24 protein-coding genes are annotated in these 24,808 nt (G+C 48.0%); 8 read left to right on the forward strand and 16 right to left on the reverse strand.

From position 1 onward, the window contains the following. Window positions 1-260 precede the first annotated feature (260 nt). The gene (locus ACMUEV_RS27430) at window positions 261-2,084 is read left to right on the forward strand and encodes a ShlB/FhaC/HecB family hemolysin secretion/activation protein (protein WP_017286001.1); all 1,824 of its coding nucleotides are present in this window, start codon (window positions 261-263) and stop codon (window positions 2,082-2,084) included. A gap of 140 nt (window positions 2,085-2,224) precedes the next feature. Here ACMUEV_RS27430 and ACMUEV_RS27435 read toward each other — a convergent pair whose 3' ends face one another. From ACMUEV_RS27435 to ACMUEV_RS27455, 5 genes are all read right to left on the reverse strand, one after another. After that, a complete protein-coding gene (locus ACMUEV_RS27435) occupies window positions 2,225-3,661 on the reverse strand; it encodes a hypothetical protein (RefSeq protein ID WP_190651447.1) in 1,437 nt (478 codons plus the stop codon). Between the two features lie 95 nt (window positions 3,662-3,756). Then, complete coding sequence (locus ACMUEV_RS27440; protein ID WP_394359053.1) at window positions 3,757-3,912, reverse strand: DUF433 domain-containing protein; 156 nt, start codon at window positions 3,910-3,912, stop codon at window positions 3,757-3,759. 39 nt (window positions 3,913-3,951) lie between these two features. Further along, a complete protein-coding gene (locus ACMUEV_RS27445) occupies window positions 3,952-5,049 on the reverse strand; it encodes a tetratricopeptide repeat protein (protein ID WP_190651449.1) in 1,098 nt (365 codons plus the stop codon). A 24-nt stretch (window positions 5,050-5,073) separates the two neighbouring features. Next, a complete protein-coding gene (locus tag ACMUEV_RS27450; protein ID WP_190651451.1) occupies window positions 5,074-5,787 on the reverse strand; it encodes a 16S rRNA (uracil(1498)-N(3))-methyltransferase in 714 nt (237 codons plus the stop codon). A 67-nt stretch (window positions 5,788-5,854) separates the two neighbouring features. Beyond that, on the reverse strand, window positions 5,855-7,195 hold the full coding sequence (locus ACMUEV_RS27455; protein ID WP_190651453.1) for an NAD(P)/FAD-dependent oxidoreductase: 1,341 nt from the start codon (window positions 7,193-7,195) through the stop codon (window positions 5,855-5,857). A gap of 384 nt (window positions 7,196-7,579) precedes the next feature. Between ACMUEV_RS27455 and ACMUEV_RS27460 the strand changes: the two genes are divergently transcribed. From ACMUEV_RS27460 to ACMUEV_RS27470, 3 genes are all read left to right on the forward strand, one after another. Then, the gene (locus ACMUEV_RS27460; protein WP_017285994.1) at window positions 7,580-7,867 is read left to right on the forward strand and encodes a YiaA/YiaB family inner membrane protein; all 288 of its coding nucleotides are present in this window, start codon (window positions 7,580-7,582) and stop codon (window positions 7,865-7,867) included. Window positions 7,868-7,984: 117 nt separating this feature from the next. Continuing rightward, on the forward strand, window positions 7,985-10,252 hold the full coding sequence (locus ACMUEV_RS27465; protein ID WP_190651456.1) for a PBP1A family penicillin-binding protein: 2,268 nt from the start codon (window positions 7,985-7,987) through the stop codon (window positions 10,250-10,252). A gap of 414 nt (window positions 10,253-10,666) precedes the next feature. After that, window positions 10,667-10,939: a hypothetical protein gene (locus ACMUEV_RS27470; RefSeq protein ID WP_144056127.1), complete on the forward strand. Its 273-nt coding sequence runs from the start codon at window positions 10,667-10,669 to the stop codon at window positions 10,937-10,939. Here the strand turns inward: ACMUEV_RS27470 and ACMUEV_RS27475 are convergent. Then, entirely contained in the window at window positions 10,932-11,402 is a 471-nt protein-coding gene (locus tag ACMUEV_RS27475) for an ureidoglycolate lyase (RefSeq protein WP_017285991.1), read from the reverse strand. The two genes, ACMUEV_RS27470 and ACMUEV_RS27475, sit on opposite strands and share 8 nt — an antisense overlap. 104 nt (window positions 11,403-11,506) lie before the next feature. On the opposite strand from ACMUEV_RS27475, the gene ACMUEV_RS27480 reads away from it, so the two are divergent. Further along, window positions 11,507-11,947, forward strand: coding sequence for a hypothetical protein (locus ACMUEV_RS27480; protein ID WP_190651457.1), 441 nt, complete (start codon window positions 11,507-11,509; stop codon window positions 11,945-11,947). Here the strand turns inward: ACMUEV_RS27480 and tsaB are convergent. From tsaB to ACMUEV_RS27500, 4 genes are all read right to left on the reverse strand, one after another. Beyond that, window positions 11,944-12,543 carry a tRNA (adenosine(37)-N6)-threonylcarbamoyltransferase complex dimerization subunit type 1 TsaB gene (gene tsaB, locus ACMUEV_RS27485; RefSeq protein ID WP_190651459.1) on the reverse strand — a complete coding sequence of 200 codons (600 nt, stop codon included), beginning with the start codon at window positions 12,541-12,543 and terminating at the stop codon, window positions 11,944-11,946. The genes ACMUEV_RS27480 and tsaB overlap by 4 nt on opposite strands. 130 nt (window positions 12,544-12,673) lie before the next feature. Continuing rightward, window positions 12,674-12,982 carry a DUF3593 domain-containing protein gene (locus tag ACMUEV_RS27490; RefSeq protein WP_017285988.1) on the reverse strand — a complete coding sequence of 103 codons (309 nt, stop codon included), beginning with the start codon at window positions 12,980-12,982 and terminating at the stop codon, window positions 12,674-12,676. Then, the gene (locus ACMUEV_RS27495; protein WP_017285987.1) at window positions 12,979-13,284 is read right to left on the reverse strand and encodes a DUF2499 domain-containing protein; all 306 of its coding nucleotides are present in this window, start codon (window positions 13,282-13,284) and stop codon (window positions 12,979-12,981) included. The genes ACMUEV_RS27490 and ACMUEV_RS27495 overlap by 4 nt, the downstream gene beginning before the upstream one ends. A 51-nt stretch (window positions 13,285-13,335) precedes the next feature. Beyond that, window positions 13,336-13,908: a Uma2 family endonuclease gene (locus ACMUEV_RS27500; RefSeq protein WP_190651461.1), complete on the reverse strand. Its 573-nt coding sequence runs from the start codon at window positions 13,906-13,908 to the stop codon at window positions 13,336-13,338. A gap of 258 nt (window positions 13,909-14,166) precedes the next feature. On the opposite strand from ACMUEV_RS27500, the gene csaB reads away from it, so the two are divergent. Continuing rightward, window positions 14,167-15,216 carry a polysaccharide pyruvyl transferase CsaB gene (csaB, locus tag ACMUEV_RS27505; protein WP_190651463.1) on the forward strand — a complete coding sequence of 350 codons (1,050 nt, stop codon included), beginning with the start codon at window positions 14,167-14,169 and terminating at the stop codon, window positions 15,214-15,216. Here csaB and ACMUEV_RS27510 read toward each other — a convergent pair. Continuing rightward, window positions 15,196-16,782 carry a glucose-6-phosphate isomerase gene (locus tag ACMUEV_RS27510; protein WP_190651465.1) on the reverse strand — a complete coding sequence of 529 codons (1,587 nt, stop codon included), beginning with the start codon at window positions 16,780-16,782 and terminating at the stop codon, window positions 15,196-15,198. The genes csaB and ACMUEV_RS27510 overlap by 21 nt on opposite strands. A gap of 133 nt (window positions 16,783-16,915) precedes the next feature. Continuing rightward, window positions 16,916-17,875, reverse strand: coding sequence for a M48 family metallopeptidase (locus ACMUEV_RS27515; RefSeq protein WP_190651467.1), 960 nt, complete (start codon window positions 17,873-17,875; stop codon window positions 16,916-16,918). A gap of 7 nt (window positions 17,876-17,882) precedes the next feature. Here ACMUEV_RS27515 and ACMUEV_RS27520 point away from each other — a divergent pair, with 7 nt between their 5' ends. Beyond that, window positions 17,883-18,503, forward strand: a complete 621-nt coding sequence (locus ACMUEV_RS27520; protein WP_190651469.1) for a CpcT/CpeT family chromophore lyase — start codon at window positions 17,883-17,885, stop codon at window positions 18,501-18,503. Window positions 18,504-18,519: 16 nt separating this feature from the next. On the opposite strand, the gene ACMUEV_RS27525 is transcribed toward ACMUEV_RS27520, so the two are convergent. The 4 genes from ACMUEV_RS27525 to ACMUEV_RS27540 form a co-directional block, all read right to left on the reverse strand. Beyond that, window positions 18,520-18,972: a MarR family winged helix-turn-helix transcriptional regulator gene (locus ACMUEV_RS27525; RefSeq protein WP_190651470.1), complete on the reverse strand. Its 453-nt coding sequence runs from the start codon at window positions 18,970-18,972 to the stop codon at window positions 18,520-18,522. A gap of 56 nt (window positions 18,973-19,028) precedes the next feature. Continuing rightward, a complete protein-coding gene (locus ACMUEV_RS27530; protein ID WP_017285980.1) occupies window positions 19,029-19,850 on the reverse strand; it encodes a carbohydrate ABC transporter permease in 822 nt (273 codons plus the stop codon). A gap of 33 nt (window positions 19,851-19,883) precedes the next feature. Continuing rightward, a complete protein-coding gene (locus ACMUEV_RS27535; RefSeq protein WP_190651472.1) occupies window positions 19,884-20,684 on the reverse strand; it encodes a class I SAM-dependent methyltransferase in 801 nt (266 codons plus the stop codon). 75 nt (window positions 20,685-20,759) lie between these two features. Then, on the reverse strand, window positions 20,760-22,034 hold the full coding sequence (locus ACMUEV_RS27540) for a glycosyltransferase (RefSeq protein WP_017285978.1): 1,275 nt from the start codon (window positions 22,032-22,034) through the stop codon (window positions 20,760-20,762). A 401-nt stretch (window positions 22,035-22,435) separates the two neighbouring features. Here ACMUEV_RS27540 and ACMUEV_RS27545 point away from each other — a divergent pair, with 401 nt between their 5' ends. Beyond that, window positions 22,436-24,805, forward strand: coding sequence for a glycoside hydrolase family 9 protein (locus tag ACMUEV_RS27545; RefSeq protein ID WP_190651474.1), 2,370 nt, complete (start codon window positions 22,436-22,438; stop codon window positions 24,803-24,805). Window positions 24,806-24,808 lie beyond the last annotated feature (3 nt).

Genomic DNA, 24,808 nt, shown 5'->3' on the forward strand with positions numbered 1-24,808 from the left:
CCTAAAAATCAGATTCGTCTTCGGGTAAAACATCATCGCTGCCCCCGAAATTTCCTAAAAAACTTACAAAATATTACACAGTTAAACCTTCCACCGTTCGACTCAGGAAGGTTTTCTAGTGGTATGGACTCCCTGCCGATGAGGATTTGTGGAATCGATCGTAGCGTAAAAGCCTTGAGTTGATTTCCGACTTTTATTCCTGGGAATACTACTTCTATCCCGGTAACAGCTTCGCCGTCGATCATCTTTAGGTTACTACTATGTCTTCCCAATCCCCCTGGACGCTTGCTTCTTTGAATTTTCTGGGCGTACTGACTTTGGCAGGTTTAAGCTTCCAAGATATTGCTCTGGCAAATGTACCGGATAGCCTTGCCGTTTACGTTGGTAACGTAGCATCCCGCCCTAGAAATCTTGAAAAGCTTAAAGCTGAGATTCCTGCTGAAGGTTCGACCGAATCCAAATCTTCGACTGCACCTTCAACTACATCTTCGACTGAATCCGAAACTACATCTTCAACTACCTCCTCATCAGAATTGTCGGCTCCTGAAGTGCTTCCTGCACCCAAGCTTCCAGAGCTAGAATCGACCGAAACTGCAACTGCAACTTTCCGAGTCGATCGCTTTGACATCACAGGCAGCACAATCTTCAAACCCGAAGATTTCCAATCCGCAACAGCTCCTTATGTCGGGCGAGATCTTACCTTTACGGATCTGCTCCAAGCACGAGCAGCCATCACCAAGCTCTATACGGATCGCGGATACACTACCACTGGCGCATTGATCGAACCCCAAACAATGGAAGACGGGGTTGTCAAGGTGCAAGTTGTGGAAGGGACGCTCGAAGATGTCAAAGTCAATGGAAACCACCGATTAAACGCAGACTACATTCGCAAGCGAATTCAGCTTGGTGCAGGTGCGCCGCTTAATGTTGCTCGCTTGCTCGAAAATCTTCAGCAGCTTCGTCTCGATCCACGAATCAGTAACGTTTCTGCGGATTTACAATCGGGAGTTCGCCCGGGCACAAACTTACTGCAAGTAGATGTCCAAGAGGCAGATAGTTTTAGCGTTAGCACTTCATTTGATAATGGTCGCTCTCCTAGTGTTGGCAGTTTCCGCCGTAAGTTAGAACTGCGAGAAGGTAATCTACTAGGTTTCGGTGATGCGCTGACGTTTGGCTACTCTAATACGCGAGGCAGTAATACGATCGATTTAAACTATACAGTCCCAGTCAATGCCCGGAATGGGGCACTCTGGTTTAGCTATGGCTCCGGTCGTAACAATGTGATTGAAGAACCTTTTAGTGTTCTTGATATTCAATCAAAATCGCGATATTACGAATTTGGGTTTCGTCAACCGTTGCTTCAACGTCCTACTAAAGATTTAGCGATCGGACTGGTTTTCTCTCGTCAAGAAAGCCAAACAGAACTCGGGTTAGATGGCATCGGTGGCTTTCCACTGTCTCCGGGTGCAGACTCAGAGGGACGCACGAAAGTTTCTGCACTGCGATTTTTCCAGGAGTATACACAGCGGAGTACGCAGCATGTATTTGCGTTGCGATCGCAGTTTAGCTTAGGACTCAACTGGCTGAATGCGACCGTGAACGAGAACGCTCCTGATAGTCGCTTCTTTTCGTGGCGGGGGCAAGGTCAATGGCTAAGACAAGTTGCACCTGAAACCTTGTTCTTAGTTCGGGGTGATGTGCAACTTTCGGGCGATTCGATGCTGCCGCTGGAGCAGTTTGGCTTGGGTGGGCAAATGACGGTGCGCGGCTTCCGTCAAGATGCACTGTTAACGGATAGTGGGGCATTGTTGTCGGCTGAGTTTCGGTTTCCGATTGCCCGATCGCGTAATCTCGGAACTTTCCAACTGGCTCCTTTCATTGATTTAGGCACAGGCTGGAACATTGGCAGCGCAAATCCTGAATCCAATACGCTCTTAGGTGCAGGGCTAGGATTGATTTGGCGACAGAGCGATCGTATGTCGGTTCGACTGGATTGGGGGATTCCAATTACGTCTTCTGGGGGCGATAAGCGATCGCTACAAGAGAAAGGACTCTACTTCTCAGTTAACTATACTCCGTTCTAATTTGCCTCAAAGCCTAATCTTCAGAGATTAGGCTTTTTTTAAGTGAATCGCTATTTGCAGATATACAACTGAGAACGCCTCTATCACCGTCAGGGAGTAGAGGCGTTTAGCAAAGAAGTCAAGACTTATACTTCGCAAATTTAGAAGAGTTCAGCTTTGAATTTCTCATTGATTCGATCAATAATTTCTGCCTCTTCAGCCGTGACTACACCGTCTAGCTGAGCAATTTTCTGACATTGCGCGAGCAGAGAAACAGCAAAATCCTGATTGACTTGATCAAGCAAAGTCTCTAGAGAAGGTGGAGAGTGTAAATTGGCTGCGATCGCTTCTAACGAAGCGGGGCTGAAATTCATTTGCTTCAGATCTGGAAAAATTTGCTGCCAGGTTGTGTTCGGCTGCCCAGCAACCATCAGATGGACTAAAATCTGATCCATGATGACTTCTTGAGCCATCGCGCCTTTTAGATATGCTTCACCTGTAGATTGAAAGTCTTCTAATGTTGGTGGCAGGGCTGTTTGACTAATTTTTGCCTCATAAAACTGACAGGCTGCATGACCTAACGCATAAAGCATCACGGCATTGCTGCTTGCTCCGATCGCTGCTCCCGCAACGGGTACATTCCGCAGCAAACCTAATCCAGCTTTAATCGCATGTTGTCCACCAAGTGCTAACCCGAAAATCGTTACAACTTCACCTTTTCGTTCCGATGCTTTCAGATCCATTCCATATGCACAGGCTATCTGATAGACCATCTCCGCTTGCAAAGCCATGGTTGCTGCTAAATCGACAACAAAGACCGCAGCTGCGGCTCCAGGTACTAAGCTACTGGCTAAGCCTGTGCCCCCAGCGTAGATTGATTTCTCTACTATGATTCGATGAGCAATGTTGTAAGGCTTTTCGTTTGGATATTTCTCTTTGAGATGTGCAACGTGCGCCTCTGCTCGGACAACATCGACTTGGCTAATGGATGCCAGCACCAAATCCATCTTTAACACTTTGGTTGCTTCTTTCAGCAAAGGGCTATCACTCACGACATCAACGAGATAGCCCACACTTGCTGGAGCTTGCATGACTGTATTGGCGATCGCGCCACCTGCCCCAACTGCGCCAGTTGCTATCGCTTGCCCGGTTTGAGTTGCTGCATTCCCAATTGCTCCTGCGGTTCCAACCACTGCTCCAGTTACGCTTCCTCCGACTTGGGTCGCTGTTTCAGTGACAGCGCTTGCTGCACTTGCGATCGCGCCAAACATTGATCCAAACATTGAAGTGCTTGGTTTTGAAACGATCTGAAATTCTTCCTGCCAGTCAGGAAATTCTTCGTCTGCTTGCTTGCCAGAAACTTTGACGATCGCAATCTCAGAATTCTGCAATTTTGCAATCTCTTGACGAATGAACTCTACTGATGTCTTCTGATCAGGAGTCTGTGCGCCTTCAAGGACAATCTTTAAACAACGATCTTTCAATGCGGTCTTTGCTTCAATCTGTTGTGGGTGAAGATGCTGATTGATCAGAGTTGCAATTGCCGTAGTTGTATCACCTTGTTGGGCAAGTGCTGTCAGGTTGGATTGGGAATTCATAATCGCAGTTTCTGCATGATTTCCTCAAAATTCCCTCATTACGTTTTTCCATAACGTAATCCTAGTCTTTGTTATAGAGAGTTAGACAGTAGGTGTTAATGGTTAATGTTGAGTGCTTCTCGATCGAGATAAATTGCCAGTAGCTCAATGACCCGACGAACAGTAAGGCGGAGATTACGAATGCAGGGTTGTCCATTCATCCGCTTTGGATTACTGGTAATACGATCTAACTTTATGGGAAGCGCCGCAATGGTTCATCATTATCTTAGCTTTTAGTTTTGTCACACACTCTATCGGTGAGCATTACGGTTAAAAGCGAGACTGCTATAGAGATGAAAGGCGGAACTCCAAAGGGCGTGATCGTACTCTTGCACATGAGCAGGCAACCTTTCGAGCAACATTGGAAACTCGATCGCGGTTTCTCCAAAGCTACTAAAATCTGCCCATAACGGCTGTTTGAGAAGCTGCTCATTTAGGAAGTTTTTCAAGCTATTCCAGTGCTGGCGATTCATCGCTTGATCAAGTTCGATCGTGGCATCTCCCATCGCGCCAAATTCGATCCCTTGATCAAACTGATAGCGCCAATCACACATGCGCAGAATACAACGACGCTTTGGTAGATGCAGATCATACACTTGCAGATAGTCCAACGTTTCTGCTTTACTCCGTCGTTTGACTTCTCTACCAAGAATGACATCGGTTACATTTTCTAGGATGGGTAACTGTCCCTCCACTCGCTGACTGACTTCTGACCAATCAAAGCTCAGTGAGCCTAGTTGTCCTTGCTGATCTTGACAAACGACGATCGCTTGAGGCGCATAGTCTTCAAAATACTGCACTTCAAAGACTGAAACCTGTTGTAAATCGACCTCAGTTACGCAGAATGCCGGAATATTCGCGGTTCTGAGTTGTTCGGTGTAGAGATTCATTTCTCCGATCGCACCTAAGCGATAAATCTTCCAACCGCGATTTGGTAGGTGCAATCGAGCCGTGTACACATCCAAATTCATGATTTGAGCCAGAGCTTTTGCCGCTTGAGCACGAATTTCCGGCGCGATCGCTTCAAGAATCAATAAGCCCGGTTCTGTATTTTGAGGATCAGATTTGGCGGCCGCGATCGCTTGTTGACGTTTGACTTGTAATCGCGCTTCAATGCGTTGCAGTCCTTGCCGCGCGTGAGACACAATTTTCGGATGTGTGACACTTTTCAACAGTTGCTGGTAGATTGCTGTTGCATTTTCAAAATGTTCTGACACTTCGTACAAACGCGCTTTGTAGATATGCCCCCAAGGGTTTTGAGGTGATTCTTTGAGGAATTCTTTTAGCAAACGAGCGGCAAGATTGTAATCTCGACGATCGAACGCCGCAGCAATTTGATCCAGCGACATACATTAATGCGAAAATCTGCTCTTCTAGTCTTCACTCGCAGCGCGGCTTTCTACCATTCCGGCAATCAGAGAAAGGGCTGTGACCGGAGCCGTGACTGCTCTTAAAATGCGTTTTCCTAATGTGACAGGCTGATAGTGGTGTGCGATCGCCAGTTCAATTTCTTGCGCTGTCCAACCTCCTTCACAGCCGATCGCGATCATGACCGATTTGCCCAACTCACAATTGAGTAAATGCTGAGATGAGCCTCGCTCGGCACAGAGAAATTTTGAATCGGCTGGCAGATCTAATGCGGTTTTGAAGGGCAACGGTTCTAAAATCGTGGGCACAATTTGCCGCTCGGATTGTTCAGCAGCTTCTTGAGCAATGCGCCGCCAGCGATCGAGTTTATTGCCACTGGGATTGAGTAACGTGCGATCGCTGATCACGGGCACAATACAGCTTACGCCTAGCTCAGTCACTTGCCGAACTACGTCATCAAATCCGGTTTTCGGCAGAGCTAACATTAATGTGACCGAGACTGTTAGCTCTGATGATGCGTGGATTGATTCAATCAATGTGGCTTGATCTGATTCTAGAATGGCAGCCCAAGTTTGACCTTTGCCATCGAGTGCAATAAAGCGATCGCCATTTTTCAATCTCAACACGCGTTGAAGATAATGCTGCTGTTCTGAAGATAAAGCAACGATTGAACCTTTGACCTGAGATTCAACAATCACTAGCCTTTGGAGTTGGGACATCTGAACAAACACAAAAAAACAGGCACTCGGTTTTAACCCTGTGCCTGTTTATTATCAATCGATCGGGTTACACCTCGACCGGGGTTTCTTGTCTGGGTCTTGCAGGTGGAGCTTCTATAGGTGCTGGAACCCCTCCTGTAATAATCCGCGCTCCGCGTGCCCGAGTGATATAGTTCCACGCCCACTGAATCATCACGACGAGCTTATTATCAAACTCGATCAGGAAGTAAACGTGTGCCACAATCCAAATAAACCAGGCGATGAATCCCGACAGGTGGAATCCGCCGACATTCGCAACGGCTTTATTTTGTGCAATGACTGCAAGGCTGCCCAAGTCTTGGTATTTAAACACGGGTAGTGCTTTGTTTTCGACTCGCGCCTTGATCAATTTCGCAACAAATTTTCCTGCCTGCATTGCGACGGGGGCAATCCCAGGCAACGGTTTGCTTTCTGAATCTGCCCAGTGTGCTAAATCGCCAATCACGAAGATATTTGGATGATTCGGAACACTCATATCCGGCTCAACCATCACCCGACCAGCGCGATCGAGTGATGCCCCAGTCCGATCAGAAATCACTCGACCTACGCCTGAGGCTTTCACCCCAGCCGCCCAAATGATCGTCTTGGCAGAAATTACTTCCCGCTCGTCGTTGTATTCCAACGTCACGGTTTCGCCATCGATGTTGATCACCTTGGTCTTCGTCCGCACCGTTACCCCTAGTTTTTCAAGGGATTCAGCCGCTTTGACCGACAAATCAGCCGGATACGGAGGCAAAACTCGATCCAAGCCTTCAACGAGCAGAATTTGAGCTTCTGTCGTATCGATGCTCCGAAAATCATTCTTCAGCGTTTCTTTTGCAAGTTCTGCGATCGCGCCTGCAATCTCAACTCCGGTTGGACCCGCACCCACGACCATAAAGGTCAGCAGCGATCGGCGCTTTTTGGGATCAGTCTCTTTCTCGGCCGCTTCAAATGCCGAGAAAATCCGGCGACGCATTTCGACTGCATCTTCGACCGTCTTCAAACCCGGTGCATCGTCTTTCCATTGGTCATTGCCAAAGTAGTGATGGCTTGCACCCGTTGCCACGATTAAGCTGTCGTAAGGAATCGTGCCACGTCGAGTCACAACTTGATGATTCTCAGGATCAATATCGATCGCTTCTTCCATCAAAACGCGAGCATTTTTCTGACGGCTGAGCACAGAGCGCAGCGGTGAAGAAATGTCCGCTGGCGAAAGTGTCCCAGTCGCAACTTGATAGAGGAGCGGTTGGAACAGATGAAAATTGCGTTTATCAATGAGCGTTACTTCAACATCGGCGCGGTTGAGGCTTTGAGCGGCATATAAGCCCCCAAATCCACCCCCGATAATAACCACACGATGCTTGGGCGGTGTTGTCACAGGTTCCATAGGTTGTCAACAATGCTGATGTGGGAAGGCAGTTACGTAAAGCGCACTCTGAACGGCAGAAACAATCCGAAGAGCCAAAAATCCGTAATAAAAACGTGTGTCTAACTCATCGATCGCTGTCCCTCGCTCCTCGTTCAAAAATGCCCGATCTCTACTCAAGTGTAATTAGCCCGTTCGTAAATTTGTGACAAATTGTAACTGAAATTGGGATATTTTACTATTTCGTCACAATGTCTTGATGATTCGAGTCGCTTCTTTCATCTTCTACGGACTTCTTAAGGCGAAACAGGACGAATTAGAGAGTGTCCTATTTTTTATCCTACGTATCCGAATTAAACACTACCGTTAGAGACATCAAAACCGTTCTTGAATTTAGAGGTCACCATGCAAAAGTATGATAGTTCCACTCAAGCTCACAGCAGCGCTTGGATTTTTCAGTCTTGGGCATCGTTTGTGATTTCACTATCGGCGACGACGATCGGGATTTGTTATCTCCCGGTTGATGGCTGGGTGAAAGGTTACATCGGCATGGGAACGATTTTCACAGTGGCATCTACCTTTAGCGTGGCAAAGACGACTCGCGATATGCACGAAGCGAAACGAATCATTTCACGAGTCGATGAAGCGAAATTAGAACGAATGTTAGCGGAACACGATCCCTTCAATAAGTAGTTAAGTGGGAAATAGAGGAAGAGATCTGGAAAAGTGGGAGGCAGTTTTCCCCCACTCCCCACTCCCCACTCCCTACTTTGACTAGAATATTGTCAGTTCTTACCGATCCCGCCCCGCATGACTCAACCGCCTCTGCCCCCTCGCCGTTCCCAAACCGTCCTCGGCACGCTCACTCAAGCTGTGAAGACCACCTTCACGCGGATCGACTTTTCTAAGCTGAAGTTGAAGCCAAATGCGCGAGTGCCAGAGCTGTTGATTCAAGATGCTGACGCTCCAAAAGCACAAGTTTTTCCGCTTTTGGGCGATCGCTATACGGTGGGGCGCAGTTCTAAGTCTTGCGATATTGTGGTGCGCAATCCCGTGGTCAGCCAAGTTCATGCGGTGATTAAGCGCGATCGCAAACGGAAATTTTTAGGATTGCCTACACGATCGAGATTTGTGATTCGCGATGAAGGGTCAACGAATGGCATGTATCGCGGCAAACGCAAGCTAAAATCGACGATTCTTTACAACGGAGACATTATTACGCTTGGGCCGCCTGAACTTGAGGCAGCCGTTCGAGTGCAATATAAAGACCCCTTACCCTGGTATCTGAAAGCCGTTCGATATGGACTATTTGGGGTGAGTGGGCTGAGCGCGATCGCAACGTTAGCGATCGCCTTTGAGTGGCAAAGATTTTCTGTCTATCCGTTGCCCGAATCGGTTCAAGGACCAGTCGTGGTGAATTCACGAGATGGTCAACCTTTGCGGACACCAAGAACCGATCGACATATTGAAATTCAAAATCTCTCGGAGTTTTCGCCCTACTTGCCGAGAGCCGTTATGGCATCTGAAGATTCTCGCTATTACTGGCATTTTGGGGTCGATCCGATCGGGACACTTCGAGCAGTCGTTACGAACGTTCGAGGCGGCGAGATTCGAGAAGGCGGAAGTACGATCACTCAGCAACTTGCGAGAAGTGTTTTCCCAGATTACGTAGGACGGCAAGATTCGGCGGCTCGGAAGATTCGAGAAGCGATCGTCTCACTCAAACTCGAAACCGTTTATAGCAAAAACTTTCTGCTCAGAATGTATTTGAACCGAGTTTATCTGGGCAGCGGGATTTACGGATTTGAAGATGCGGCTCAGTTCTACTTTGGTAAAGCGTCTAAAGATTTAACGTTATCCGAAGCCGCCACACTGGTGGGAATTTTGCCTGCGCCGAACAGTTTTAACCCAGTGACCAACTACAAAGCGGCAGTTGAATATCGCGATCGCGTGTTGGAACGGATGGCACAACAAGGCATGGTGTCTCAAGAAGAAGCCGATCGTGCTCGTCGATCGCGGATCGAAATTAGTCCAAAAGCACGGCAAGAATTGCAGGGATCAATTGCGCCTTATTTCTACAGTGCAGTGTTTGATGAACTGGATTCTTTGCTCGGCGGGAGATTGGCAAGAGAGGGGAATTTCATTGTTGAAACCGGACTCGATCGTAAAATGCAAGCCGCTGCTGAGCGCAGTCTAAAAAATAGCGTTGAAACGAACGGAGCGAGTGCTGGATATTCTCAAGGCGCAGTGGTGACGATCGATGCGAAAACCGGAGCAGTCCTGGCACTGGTCGGCGGTGTGGATTATCAAGAAAGTCAATTTAACCGCGTGACTCAAGCCCTACGTCAACCCGGATCAACCTTCAAAATTTTTGCTTACGCCGCTGCCCTAGAACAAGGGATTTCTCCCGGAACCACCTACTCTTGTGCGCCTCTAAACTGGGGAGGACAGACTTTTGCGGGATGTTCAGGCGGTGGGGATTTCTATACGGGTATGGCTCAATCGTTGAATGTTGTTGCGCTGCGAGTGGCTCAAGATGTGGGCTTAGATAAAGTGGTGCAGATGGCACAGCGCATGGGGGTGCAATCCACCTTGAAAGCCGTTCCGGGTTTAGTCTTAGGACAGAGTGAAACGACTCCTTTGGAAATGACCAGCGCGTTTGGAGTCTTGGCAAACGAAGGCGTTCGGAATCGTCCGCATACGATTAAACGCATTATCGATAGTGGGGATTGTCAAAATCGTCAAGATATCTCGACGTGTCGAGTGATTTATCAGGCGGATCAAGATAGTGAGAATAATGCACAAGTGATCCAGCCTGAAGTCGCCAATACGATGACAACATTGCTGCGCGGGGTTGTGCAATCAGGCACGGGGCGCAGTGCGGCGATCGGGCTTGGCGAAGTGGGCAAAACGGGAACCACCAACGACAACAAAGATCTCTGGTTTATTGGCTATGTCCCCAGTCAGAAGATTGTCACGGGGGTTTGGCTCGGAAACGACGATAATAAGCCGACTGACGGAAATAGTGGCTTAGCGGCAAAACTCTGGGGCGATTACATGCGACAAGTTGTACGGTGAAATTTTCATAGGCTGAAAGGAGGATCGATCGCAAGATCAGGATGTTCCGAAGTGTTCGGGGGTCGCGTCCATGCTCATTTCAGCTTCACGAATCTTGAATTGGATAGCTCCGAAGAAATACGGACAGATAAATTTCATCTATTGGCGATTTAGTCAATTGTGTAGAGAAATCGCCATCTGAATCTGAAATTGGCTCAATTTCAGGCATTTTTAATTATTATTTCAGTAGAAAAACCTCTACCTGAAGGTAGATTGTCTAAAAACTTTGTGAAACCTTTAATGTTGTCAAGTGTGAAAACACTGGCTCTCCCCTACTACCAGACTGAGATGACTAAGATCAGGGCGCAAGTTCAATCATTTTTGTCGATCGACACCTTGTCCGAATCGTGTGATTCCCAATTTTTTTGTGAAACTATGACATCCTCCCTTTTAAGTAAAATTCCACCTGAGCGAGTCGGTTTGACTGGCGAATATGACCACAGTGGTTTAGCAAAACGAGTTTTACAGGCTTTTCAAGCTGAATTTTCTTCTGAGGAGCTAGAAGGTGTCAGAGTCACGCAACGCGGCAAGATTGTGGTTCTGCTCGGGAGTGTGGCAGACGATCACATGCTGGCGAGATTGGTCTGGATTGCTCTGCGAGCCGAGGGCGCGATCGGGGTTGAAACGACCGGAATTCGGCTCAAATAATCTCAAATTCAGTTCCATAGGTCGATTTCAAATCGCAGGTGTCGTGATCGACGAGATTGGTGTCGCTAAGTTCGAGATTGTAAAAGTCAACGACATCGCTATCGAAGTAAGGTCCGGCATGCCAGGTTCCGAGATCGAGCTTGATGAAGCAATTGCCGGGAATTCGGAAGGCAGTCAGATCTGCGATCGCGGGTGCAGCGGCTTCAGATGGAGGTGCGACGGCGATTAGCCATTCTCTGCCTTCTAAAGCGCCGAGACACTGCGTGCATTGCTGATGACGGGTGATTTTATGAAACGTTCTCCCCCGATGCTGCAATCGCATAATGTAGAACCGGGGGATGCCATTTTGCAGGTGAAGTTGGGCATCTTCTCGATCGAAAGTTTTGCCATCGACAGAGGCTTGAATCACTTGTCCAAAGGGGCGGAAGCTTTCAGGGGTAATCAGATTTGCTTGAAGCTGCATTGATCTCTTTCCAACGGTTTATGGTGAACCTTTCTTGGGATTGACGATCGAGGGAATTCATTCCTTCTAGGATTCATACGTCGTCAATGTTGAGGATATGACTGATGAATACATTAAACCGAGTTGTGCGCGAAATTCGCCGAATTGTATTGGTGATTTTTATTGTAGGAATTGCTGTGATTGCACCGATGCAGGCAGCTCATGCAGCCGATCCATCCTATTCTCCGGGTGCGCCGGATAGCCCCAGTGCTAAGCAAAGAACGATCTATGAAGGGAAAGGGGCATCGAGTGCTGAGGCTCAACCAGGCGCAAAGCAAATGATGCAGAAGATCAATCGCGACTTGGATAGCAATAACAGCGATCGTCCTAAAACGACGGGTGAATGGAATCGCGAAGCTCGTGAAACTGAGGGTAATCTTGGACAACGGGTGAAGCGGATTGCTGAGGAAACGAAGGAAGCCGTGAAAGATTTCGGGCAAGTGTATCCGGATACGGCAGAGCGCAGTGGCGATGCATTGCAAGAGAGTCTCGATCGCTCGAACTAATTTGCTTTGATTGCAACTGGATGTTGACCGTAGTGGGGGAGCGCTTCTGACCAATGGGGGCGCTCCCCTTTTTGCCACTGTTGCAGCGCGATCGCTAAGATTCCCTCAACATACTGCCCTTGTTCTGAACCGACCTCAATTCGGCGATCGATGGAATGCTGATCCAAAGCATCTCTCCATTGCTCAGTTGTCATCACGGCATCCGATTGAATTGCTTCGCCATTTCGGTAGATTGCTGTGTGGAGTTCACCTCGCTGAGCAGGCATCTGTAGCGCGATCGTGCCTGTGTGACCTGATGCAACGGCTGCCAAACTCGAAACCCCGAACAGAGGAATTTCTAACTGTTGGGCTAAAGTGCGAGCTAGCACTACACCGATTCGAGTTCCCGTAAAGCCTCCCGGCCCGATCGCCACGGCAATAAAGGCTAAATCTTGCCAGGTTTGAGGGGCGAGAAATTCGACTAGATGGGTGTGTAATAGACTTGATAGGTCGCGTCCTAGGGGTTGAACCGACAATCGAGATTCACCTGAGAGAGAAGCGATCGCGAGTCCTAAATCAGGACTACTGGTATGAATTGCAAGGGCAAAGTTTGGCATAAGGGAAGAGATGGATCAATCGAGAGAATGCGTTGCGACTTCGTTCCACACTCGCTTCAGTAAAGAATGTTCGGCTTCAGTAGCTTTCGTAGGTTGAGCGAAGTCAGAACCTCATGCCTACGAACTGGTTTTAATTCGACTCTTCTTGAACGGGTGGCTTTTTCGCAATCAAAGCTTGGCGAAATCCCAAAACCACTAAAATGTTTGACAACGTGAGAAAAGACTCTGCACTGCCATGTAGCCAATCTACATCTGCAAGCTGCTTGCCGTAATGAATCTTGGCATAAATTCCCGCTGGAATTGTGATCGCAACAAATACAAGTGTCATGTAAAAGCCAATCAGGGCGAGTCGAGGCGTTTTACCCGATCGCGTTAAAAACCACAAAAACCCCAAGTAGGGAAACAGCGACATTGCAAAAAGCGTTTCTTTAGAAATCATGATTCCGAATTTTGAGTAGAGCGCCAAATCCACCAGCCCGCTGCACAACAGGTACAGTTTCCAACGACGGTCATCGCTGCTTGAAGGGTAACGAGCCAATCGAGCGCAGGTGGATTGTCAAAGAAATGCCAGGTACAAGCGCACATTGCGCTGACGAGTGCAGGCAACATTCCAAAAGAGAGCGATCGCCAAACCAAATCGCCACTTACTTCGGCATATCGCCAAATCAGCCAAATCGCTGCAATCCATTCGATCACGCTGGAAACGTGAATAATCCAAGTGGGAATTGAGAGAGCCGTCATAGTAGAGTGAGAGACACTCGTTCAATTCTAGAGGTTTCGAGCCTCGCTAATTTAAGAAATTGCGAGTTTCAGCCAGCTAAACAAATCGCCGACAGTTAGCTGCAAGTTTGACATAAAAGCAGGAACGGGTAGCAAATGTTCTGGTTCCTGAAGAAAGTCGGGTTGTTGATCGGATGGATAGGCAAAAACTGATTTCAATTTGGGATCAATGAGCCAACCCATTTGGCAGCCAAACTTCAGACAGTGCAAGATGTTTGCGGTTACCTTCGATTGATTTTGGTCGGGAGAAAGAATCTCGATCGTCCAATCAGGAGCAGCATTGAACGTGTTCGCAATATCTCCCTCCTCATCTAAAGGAATTCGATTCCAAGTAAAGACTGCAATATCAGGCACGATTGAGCGGTCTCCAAAGGTGCAACGCAGTTCTGGAAGTGCTAATGCCATCTGGTCTGATTCAGCAATGGAGTTGATCTCTGTCACGAGTTTCCCTTGTAGTTTGCTGTGCCTTCCTTGTGGTATGGGCTTTTGCACCAATTGACCTTGAAGATATTCGGTGGCAGGCTTGGTTTCTGGAAGCCGCAAAAACTCTGCTAACGTTAGCGCTTTGTCAGAAATCTGCACCATCGTCAATTCCCCAACGTGCTGATGATTTGGAATATTGCATCATCATAGCGATTCCGACGATCGCTAACCCAGGAATGAACAGGTCGATTGCTTCGCTGCATCATTTCCATGAGCGCAACGACTTTTTGATGGTGCAGAAAACGACTTGATTGGGCTTGAGAGATGAATCATCCAAATAATCTAGGTGGGAATTGAGAGAGCCGTCATAAAAGTCGTAAAGTGATCCTGTCTAATTCTAGAAGCTCTTAGGCTCCGAATATGCGTGTTGTTTTATGCGGCTACTATGGCATGGGAAACGCTGGAGATGAAGCCTTGCTCGCTTCGCTTCTGCAACTTCTCCCGAAACAGGTTGAGCCGATCGTGCTTTCCGGCGATCCGGCTCAGACGGGCGATCGCTACGGTGTCGAAAGCTGTCATCGCAAATCTTTTCCAGAGGTCTTCAGCGCATTACGACGATCGCAAGCCTTTATCTGGGGCGGCGGCAGTTTGATGCAGGATTCCACCAGTGCAATGAATCCCATCTATTACGGTGGTTTGATGCGCTTAGCGCAGTTCATGGGGTTGAAAACGATCGCTTGGGCACAGGGAATTGGGCCGCTTCAGCGATCGTGGGTCAAAGGTTTTACAAAATCGACGTTTCAACGTTGCACAAAAGTCAGCGTTCGAGATCAGGCTTCGGCTGCTTTATTGAATCAGTGGCAAATTCCTTTCACTCTTGCGCCTGATCCCGTTTGGGCAATGGAATCGACTCCAGTTGAGGGCTTATGGAATTTATCTGCGCCGCGAGTAGCAGTGAATTTGCGATCGCACAAACATCTCACGCCAGAGCGAATTGCAGTTTTCACCCGTGCATTGATTGATTTTCAAAAAGCGACGCAGACGTGTCTATTACTTCTGCCGTTTCAAGCGAGCCAAGATTTTGCCCTCGCTCAATCGCTGCATGAAGCACTTCCCGAAGTTAGTCATATTTTGCAGATCAAACACCCGCAAGAATTAAAAGGCGTGTTTCGAGGCGTGGAAATGACGATCGCGATGCGACTACATGCCTTGATCATGGCAGCGTCAGAAGGCTGTCGCTGTTTTGGACTAAGCTACGACCCGAAAGTGACTCAACTCATGAGCGATCTAGAGATGGCAGGATGTGCGATCGCAGGTTTGCCAACAGATCCAAATGAGTTGAGTCACCTATGGATCGAGCTTTATGCCAATGGCGACTCACTCTCAGAGAATCAAATTCATTCCTTAGTCGATCGAGCTTTCTTGCATCAAACTATTCTTGAAGAAGTGTTAGGTGGCGCTGACCGTTAGGCTTCCCGGTTTCGCAGGATCACCATGAAGAGTGATGCCACGATTGTTCGCCGCTAAATGCCGCACAATTTTGTAGACGGATTCAACATCATCTGGCACACCTGCATTGAGTGCCAAAGTTGCAAGTGGAATTGGTGTGTTCTCTTTTTTGAGGGCTTCCATCACCTTGCTTTGAACATCCAAAACAACCGCAGCAGCTTTCTTACCTGCTTCTACACCCGGTTGATGGTACGAATTGATATTGACTAAAAATCCGTATAGACCCACAGCCCGATCGTATAACGCAATCAAAGCTCCAACCATTCGCGGGGTCACTTCTGGAATCGTTAAAGTGATGGAATCCCGTTCATTTTCATACAAAGCTTTACGAGTTCCTTGGAGCAATCCAGAAAGATAATCGCCCGAAGTAACACCGGGTTCAACTTCGATCGAAGAACTCGATCGATCTTTCAAAACTTCAATAAAGGTGAGAAAGAAATTCGGCACACCCTCCCGCAGTTGTTGAACATAAGCGTGCTGATCGGTTGTGCCTTTGTTGCCATAGACTGCGATGCCTTGATGCACCACATTGCCATCGAGATCCTTTTCTTTGCCCAAGGATTCCATGACTAGCTGCTGAAGATAGCGGCTGAACAAGAGCAAGCTGTCTTTGTACGGCAAGACCACCATATCTTTTTTGCCTTTGCCATCGCCGGAAAAGTACCAGCAAAGCGCGAGCAGTGCCGCTGGATTGGATTTGAGATCAGGAATGCGCGTGGCGATATCCATTTCTTTCGCGCCTTCTAGCATTTCGTGAATGTTGATGCCTTGCAGAGCGGCTGGAACCAGCCCAACGGCTGAGAGTTCTGATGTTCGACCGCCCACCCAATCGTGCATCGGGAAGGTAGTGATCCAGCCTTCGGATTTTGCTAATTGGTCGAGATTGCTGCCTGTTCCGGTAATTGCGATCGCTTGCTTGCTGAAATCCAACCCTTTTTCTCGGAAGGCGTTCTGAACTTCTAGCATGCCGTTCCGAGGCTCTGGAGTGCCACCGGATTTAGAAATCACAACGACCAGAGTCGTGCTTAAGCGATCGCCCAATTTGGCTAAGACGCGATCGATTCCGGCGGGATCAGTGTTATCGATAAAATGGATTGCCATTGCAGGCGCATCCGCACTCAAGGCTTCGGCTACAAATTGAGGACCGAGCGCTGATCCCCCAATCCCGATCGATAAGACATCGGTAAATTTGGTGGCACTCGGGGGATGGATTGCACCAGAATGAACATCGTGCGTGAACGATTCGATTTGCTGAATCGTTTCGACGATATCTTTTTTCAGATCCGCATTCGGGGCAAGGTCGGAATTTCTCAGCCAGTAATGTCCGACCATACGATTTTCGTCTGGATTCGCGATCGCGCCTGCTTCGAGGTCTTTCATCTGAGCAAAAGCGTGCTCGAATTTTGGCAGCATCGTTTCTACAAAGCGATCGTCAAACCGCATTCGGCTGATATCGAGATAGAAGTCTAACCCCTCATGATAATACAGCCAGTCTTGATAGCGTTGCCAAAGTGCAGAAGCAGTCATACCCGTAGCCCTCAATTTGTAGCTCTGATGATTAGTTTATAAGGGGTGGGGGCTTCGAGAGTAGACGATAGGGAAGATTTAAGGAAAATTGGGGAGTGGGGAGTGGGGAGATAGGGGATGGGGAGAGAATTTTTTAGTCTGGTCGTTTCAAGCGCTCGATTTCTTTCTGTAATTCTTCGATTTCGCGTTTTAGGCGGTCGGCTTCTTCGGTTCGGGGTTCTGTGTCTACGGAACCTTCTGCGCCCACTCGGACATAATTGCCTTGCCGGATATTTTGGAATTCGGAAGAAGTTGACCATTCTTGCAAAAAGCGAATTCGCTCGATCGTGAATGGATGTGATTGAAATACGCCGCTTGACAAATCGTTATAGAGCGAAAATTTATAGAATTGGTTCAGTTGATCCTCGTCTAAGGCTTGATAGCGATCGCTCTGTTTGATCAATTCATCGAGGTTCATTTCGTGAGCATATTTTTTAGATCCGCCTGCTAGACGCATCATGCCTGTGAGAGTCAGGTTCAAATCGTCCATGACGAGAAGAGACGCACGATCGGCAGAAAGTTCTGCTTTTCTCAACCATTCATAAAATGCCATCAGTAAGCCTGTGCTAATCAGGCTGCTCAGTCCAAAGGTCAATTCAGACAGACCCGCGATCGCAAAATATGCCCAGGTTGCCATTTGCATCAGGGTGGTGTGCCCGCATTTTAAGTGACCTAATTCGTGAGCAATCACCGATCGCAATTCTGTCTCACTCAATAAATCCAGCAATTCAGAATTCAACACGACACAAGGGCGTTCTTGTCCCAAGGCATAGGCGTTGACGACGGGCGATTGCGAGACGAACAAAGCGGGTTCTGGTGAAATGTCTAAACTTTGCAAGCATTCGCGAAAGATTTGGTAGACCGAAGAGAATTGTCTCGCTCCGACTTGAATCGAATTTCCCATCAAATAGATGTAGCGAGGACGTTCATAGATAAATTCAACAAATTTACGAGCGACGAGATCGAAACCGGGGACACGTCTCAAGGCATCTTCAGCTTGGCGATCGAGCGGATGACGAAAGGCTTCACTCGAAATTCCGGGATAGTTTGGCATAATAACTGTGCTAAGCGATCGTATTTATCGTAGCGAAATCGATCGAGAGAGAAACCAGGAAATTAACGTGCTTTCAACGCTGGCAGAGTACCTTGCAGGAGAATTTGACAATCGTGCTCAGGCGATTGAAAGTCCAATCTGGTTTGTGCATCTGCGACTGTGGCAGCGTCCGGTCAAGCTTTTTACCGAAGATAGCTTCACGATTTTTGCAGAACAATCGAACGTTTTGAAGTTGGATCAGCCTTATCGACAGCGATTGTTGAGATTGCAGGAAACCGCAGGTGTAATCACGGTTCAGTACTATCAATTTAAAGATCCAAATTTAGTGCGAGGAGCCGGACAACGCCCGGAACTTCTCGAAGGCTTAAGCGAATCGGATATCGAACGACTTCCAGGGTGCGTTTTGCAGGTAAGTGAGTCGGCAGGGCGGTTTATTGCATCTGCACCTCCTGAAACCTGCTGCAAGTTCTCACTCCAGGGAACTGTGATTCAAGTTTCTTTGGGCTTTGAAGCAATGCGCGATCGCTTTTTGAGCTACGACAAGGGCATTAATCCCGAAACGCAACAGGCGATTTGGGGGGCATTAATGGGCGCGTATGAGTTTGAGAAACTGCGATCGTATGAATGAACGCTCACCTCAGCAATCACTGAAAAATTGACTTCAGACGACTGAGCGCTGCTTGAATCTCTTTCAATTCGGTCGGACTTAAGCGATCGAATCGTTCTTTTAGATAAAGCGTATGTTGCGGAAAAATCTGCTCAAATAATTGCTCGCCTTCTGGAGTTAGCACAATCAAAAAACAGCGCCGATTTTCCGGTGGAACTTCTCGCCGAACCAGTCCTTTTTGTTCTAAGCGATCGACGATTCCGGTTAAGGTGCCTTTTGTGACTAAAGTTTTCTCAGCTAACTGATTCATGAACATGCCGGATGTATTGCCGAGCGTGCAAATCACATCGAACTGAGGTGGGGTCAGTCCTGTTTCTCGGATATGGGCTTCGTCGTAGGCACAGAAGGTCTGGTAAGTGGTTGCGAGTTCGCGCACAGTAGGGTAGAAGGGCTGTTTTGCAGCGGTTTTAGAATCAAGCTCAACGTTCACAGCAATGCTTTATCAGGGTTCAGTTACTATTTTACATCAAACTGTTTTAATTAGAACTATCCTTTCACCCCGCTTCCGGCTTCCGTCGGAACGATATAGCGCTGCATCACCAAGAAGAAAATCAGAATCGGCAAAATCGAGATGACGGATCCTGCGGCAATTAAGCGCCAGTCGAGTGTGAACGTTCCCGCAAGATTTGAGACTCCCAGTGGCAGCGTGAAAAATTCAGGTCGATCGAGGATCAACAGCGGCCACAAGAAATCACTCCACGATCCGATAAAGACAAAAATCGCCAACGTGACTAAAGCCGGACGAATCGAGGGAATCATCACATGCCACCAAATTCCTAATTCTGAGCAGCCATCCATTCGCGCGGCTTCTTCGAGTTCTTTTGGCACACCTTGAAAAGCTTGACGTAATAGAAAAATTCCGAATGCAGACGCGATCGCCGGAAAAATAATGCCGAGATAAGTATTTCTCAGCTCTAAATTGACGGCTAAAACATACAGCGGAATCATCACAATCTGAAATGGAATCAGAATCGTTGCGACGATCGCGCTGAAAATCACTTCTCGTCCAGCAAAATTCAATCGTGCTAATGGATAAGCTGCCAATGAGCAGAATAGTAAATTCAATCCAACCGTCAACACAGAAACCAACGTGCTATTGAACAGATATCGTCCGAATGGATTACTATTCCAAACGGTAACGAAATTCTCAAGCGTCGGTTTGACCGGAATAAAGCGCGGCGGAAATTGAAAAATATCTTCAGTCGGAGACTTGAACGCTGTGCTGATGAGCCAAACGAGCGGAATCAGCATCAGAACTGCGATCGCGCTTAATAATCCGTAGGTTAATATCGATCGACCAATCCGCATAAGTTCCCCCGCAAACTGATCGTCGATTTTATATTACTTCGTTGCCACCACTGCTAAATTCCAAGCCATCCGCTTCATCAACGGCAATTTTTTCAGAATCTTGTCTAATTTTTCCAATCGCAAGTAGGTTTTCTCTAATCGAGCTTGTTCGAGAATAATTTTCTTCCAATACCGTTCTTGATTGGGATTCACTCGCTCGATCAGATAGAACTGCAAGAAAATCCAGAGCGTTGCAATCCAAAAGGTATCGAAATCGGTTTTGGCATAAATCGATCGAATAAAGTTGACAATGCCAATATCCAAAGGAGTTTCATCCTCTGTCCGCACTTCTGTCGCCATGAGACGGTAGACATTAATCACCGGATTATGCCGCAACGGATCCCAAAAACAAGCCTTGCCACCAGGTTTGAGAATTCGATGCATTTCTCGCAGAGTGATTTTCGGATCAGGAATGTGATGTAAGAGATTCGAGGCATAAACAATATCGAAGGTATTGTCAGGAAAATCGATCGCCATTGCATTCACGACGCGCCCTTCAATTTTCACGCCATTTTTCTCAGCCAATTGCAGCGCTACATCCACCATTCCCGGCGAATAATCTGCGGCAACACACCGCGCTCCCAGTTTGGCAAAATACACGCTATTCTCACCCGCTCCACAGCCGAGATCGAGCAGCAATTTCCCACGCACATCCCCAAGTTTTCTGAGAATAAAGCGATTTTCAGGAGCCGTACATGCCTCGAAATAGTCCGAAACTCGAATGCCATCGACATCGATCGTACTTGCCCACTGATCGTGAAATTCCTGTTCTCGACTTAAGAAATCTTCCTTCATGAATGCCAAGCGATGAAGTTCGCTTTATTGTACTGTGGCGGGAATGAGATCGCCGCTTTACGATTGCGGAAAGATTCAACCCACAGTTGCAACCTCTCGCTTCGTTGCTAAACTGCCCGGAACCACATACTGCTTGATCAAATTACTGCGATGCTCAAAAACCGTTGCCTCATCGTAAAGGGTTCCAGATTTCGCCGCTTGCTGAACAAGCTCACAGAGCTTTTCGCGATCGCGATCCAATGCCACAATCTGATCAGCTAAGGCGGTTGGATTATTCAATGGGGTGAAAATCCCGCCGCCGTATTGAGCGACCAAGCCGCGTGGATAAGGACTGTCATACCCAACAATCGGCAAGCCAGAAACTAACGCTTCTACCAGACAGCGCGGCGATTCCGGCGTTTTGTGGCAGAACATAAACACATCATTCTGATGCATGGTTTCTAACATCTGAGCGCGATCGCTGACAAATCCACCAAACGTGATCAGATCGGCGATGCCTAACTCGATCGCCATTTGCTTCATCTGATCGAGCAGATGCCCATCACCAAGCCAAGTTGCTTCAAGCTGCAGCCCCCGCTGATGCAACTGGTGAATGATCGTCACCCAATCAAATGCCCCTTTCATCTCGACCGCACGACCGACATAGCAAATTTTCAGCGGTTGATTACGCTTGAGTCGATCGAGCTTTTCTGCTAATTGTGCTGCGCTAATCTGATCGGATTTCTGCGTGTGAATGTCATAGACGCAATAGGAATTCGGATTTAAAGGAGAATACGCGGTAAAACAATCTTGCCCTTGAAACAATCCAATCTCCGCCTGTCGAATTGCCTGCTGCACATATTTCTGTGTCAACGGCAAGGTTAGCGTTTCCTTGACTCTGATCTTCAGCGTTTCTTCTTTCAGCAGTCGTCGGGTCACTTCATACTCGACCCGATCTGCCCACACAGCATAAGACCGATTGAGCCGAACTGCCTCCTGGCAGGCGACCGTTGCCCAATCTCCAATCCAAACCGCAGGCGCAAAGCAGAGCAGTTGGCATTCTTGAATCTTTTCTCGTAGGAGATTACGGATCTTCCGATACTGACGCACGTAAATAATTGGTTTATAGGCAAATGGTAAAGGCACTAATTCAATCTGGTCGGCACAAGGCAAATCCTCGATCGCTCTCCAAGTTTCGGTTTTAGAAAGTTCCTGTGCTTCTGCCTCTGGCAAAACTGGCGCTGCCATCACAACGCGACCAAAATGCTCAACCCACCGAATCAAGCCGTCACAAGTTTGCTCATCCAACCCATAGCGTCCGTCCACGACTCGGAACGGAACGGGAACGACGAGTAACAAACTAGTATCCATAGCGTAAAAATCCCCTGCCTACAATAAAGTCAAGAATTGGGTCAAGTAGCGAATTGCATTTGTGAACAAATTGTGAACAAATTATGTCAAAAGGTGGGTGAACCCGGACTTTTGGCTAAATTGCCCTGCAATTCTATGGTCTGCAACAGTCAATAAGTATAACTACTGAACCTTTGTGCGGGAGAGCTTCATAGAAACAACACAATTGTGAAGCGTCTGCTTATTCTCCTGAAATCCAATTAAATTCTAGTGTCCTGCCTAGTGAAAATTGCTTAAATCGGGCGAGAGAAAATTGTTTCTTTAAACACTTGATCAAATTCCGCAAGGTTTCCATAAACTTACGGTTCTGGGTGAGATTGGATTGCAGAATAGATAGGGAGATTTGCGGAAAGCGTAATTTTATGAAGCTTCAATCCTTGATTCCACTAGGGTTAGGTCTAGCGTTGACCGGCTGTAATGTTTCGGGTGTCGATGCAGGCAACCGCCCTCAGATTAAAGTGAATCAGGCTTACTTAGTCAAGCCTGACCTTTTGGCAATTCGGATTGAAACCGGAAAGATCATTCACGCTCAACAGACTCCCTACAAACCCCAAGCGGGCGATCGCATTGAGCAACCTCGTCCGGTGGACGAAGATTGGGTGATTCGCAACGGTAAAGCGATCGGGTCTTTAGTGGGCAAACAGCGCAACATCTTATATCCATTTGATCAATTTGTCCCGTCTCCGTTTGATTCCCAATGGGCGGATCGCATGACCAGCTACCGGATTACTTCCCAAGAAGACTCCACCTATTCGGCAAATCTTAATCCAACCGCGGTCTATCGCAAATCTAAACCCACCGACATGGCACGCGTCGGTCAATGGAAATTTGAATTTCCGATGCTGCATACGATGTATCTGAAACTTCCGAGCGCGCTGAAAGCTGGAAAGACTTATCAGATCAACTTTCCAGGCAGCAGTGTTGAAACTGTCTCGTTTAAATTTGAGCCAAATCGGACGCGAAGTGAAGCGGTGCATGTTTCACACATCGGATTCACTCCGAAAGAAACCGCCAAGGTTGCGTTTCTCTCAACTTGGCTCGGAAACGGGGGACGACTGGAATATGGTGCAGGTCTGCCCTTTGCTGTGATTGACGAGCAGACGAATCGCAAAGCCTTTACCGGGAAGACTCAACTCTCGCGCACGAGTCAAGAAAATGAAGATCCGCGATCGCGCAATTACACGAATACCAACGTGTACATGATGGATTTCACCGCTCTGCAAACTCCTGGGAAATATCGAGTTTGCGTCGAAGCGATCGGGTGTTCTGGTTCTTTTGAGATTCGACCCGATGTTTGGAAAAACGCCTTCTCCATCTCAGCTCGTGGACTTTATCATCAACGCAGCGGCATTGCCTTAACAGCACCCTATACCCAATGGACGCGCCCGCGGGCGTTCCATCCGCAAGACGGCACGGTTGTGTATCAATCCAAAACGCCAATTTCTCAAGTTGATCAAGGCATCGGCACTGCAGAATATCCCAAAGCACTCGCGGCAGGTGAAACGAAGCAAACTGTCCCGGATGCTTGGGGCGGCTATTTTGATGCGGGCGATTGGGATCGCCGGATTCAACATGTCGAAGTCTCGCGGCACATGCTTGAATTGGCAGAACTCTTTCCGAACTACTTCGATCGCGTCTCTCTGAACATCCCAGAATCCAAAGACCGCTTACCCGATGTGGTCAATGAAGCCCTTTGGACGATCGACTTCTTCCGCCGCCTCCAAACGCCTGACGGTGGAATTCGCGGCGGCATCCAATCCCAGCGCGATCCGCGTTTAGGGGAAGGAAGCTGGCAAGAGTCTTACAAAATTTATGCCTATGCTCCGGATGCCTGGTCAAGCTACCTCTATGCAGGCGTTGCCGCGCGAGCCGCGCACTGGCTCAAGTCTAGAGATGCCCAACTCGCAAAAACTTATCAAGAGAGTGCCCTGCGAGCGATGGCATATGCAGAACGGGTTTCAAGTGGAACTTCAATGCCGAAACCCGTTCGTGACAGTCGTAACTTAGCCGCGCTAGAACTTTATCAACTAACAGGCAGTGGCTCCTGGCATCAGATCTTTCTACAAACGACCGTCTTCAAAGATCCCGCCCAGGATGTGATCGTCTGGGATGAACATGATCAGCGCGATGCGGCATTCTTGTATGCGCGAATGCCGAGAGAATTAGTCGATGCAACCGTTCAGAAAAATGCGAATAATGCCCTAGTGCGGGATGCGGATACTGCATTAGCCGTGGGCGAGCAAACTGCTTTCAAATGGTCAAAAGAAATGCCGATGCATCCGATCGGGTGGGGAAATGGTCTTGGTGCGCCGAAAGCAGTGTCTTTGGTTCGCGCTCATTACTTAAGTCAAAATCCGAAATATCTACGATCGAGCGTGCTCGCAACTCAGTTTTCACTGGGCGCAAATCCCGATAACATGTCCTACACGACAGGAGTCGGATACCGCACTCCGCGCAATCCGTTGCTCATTGACCAGCGCGTGCGGGGCATTGAACCGCCGCCTGGCATTACCGTATACGGTCCGTATGACCCAGTGTTTTATAGTAAGACCTGGACGATCGACCTATTCAAAGATGTTCTGTTCCCTGCCCCGATGGACTGGCCCGCCACTGAATCGTATTTTGATATTTTTCTGTTTCCGATGGCGACAGAATTTACGGTGATGCAGTCCATTTCTCCGACCGCTTATCTCTGGGGCTATTTAGCTGCCCATACTGCTAGGAACGACTAGAGC

It is taken from the genome of Leptolyngbya sp. FACHB-1624, assembly GCF_047649235.1.
GTDB classification, from domain to species: Bacteria; Cyanobacteriota; Cyanobacteriia; order Leptolyngbyales; family Leptolyngbyaceae; genus Leptolyngbya; species Leptolyngbya boryana.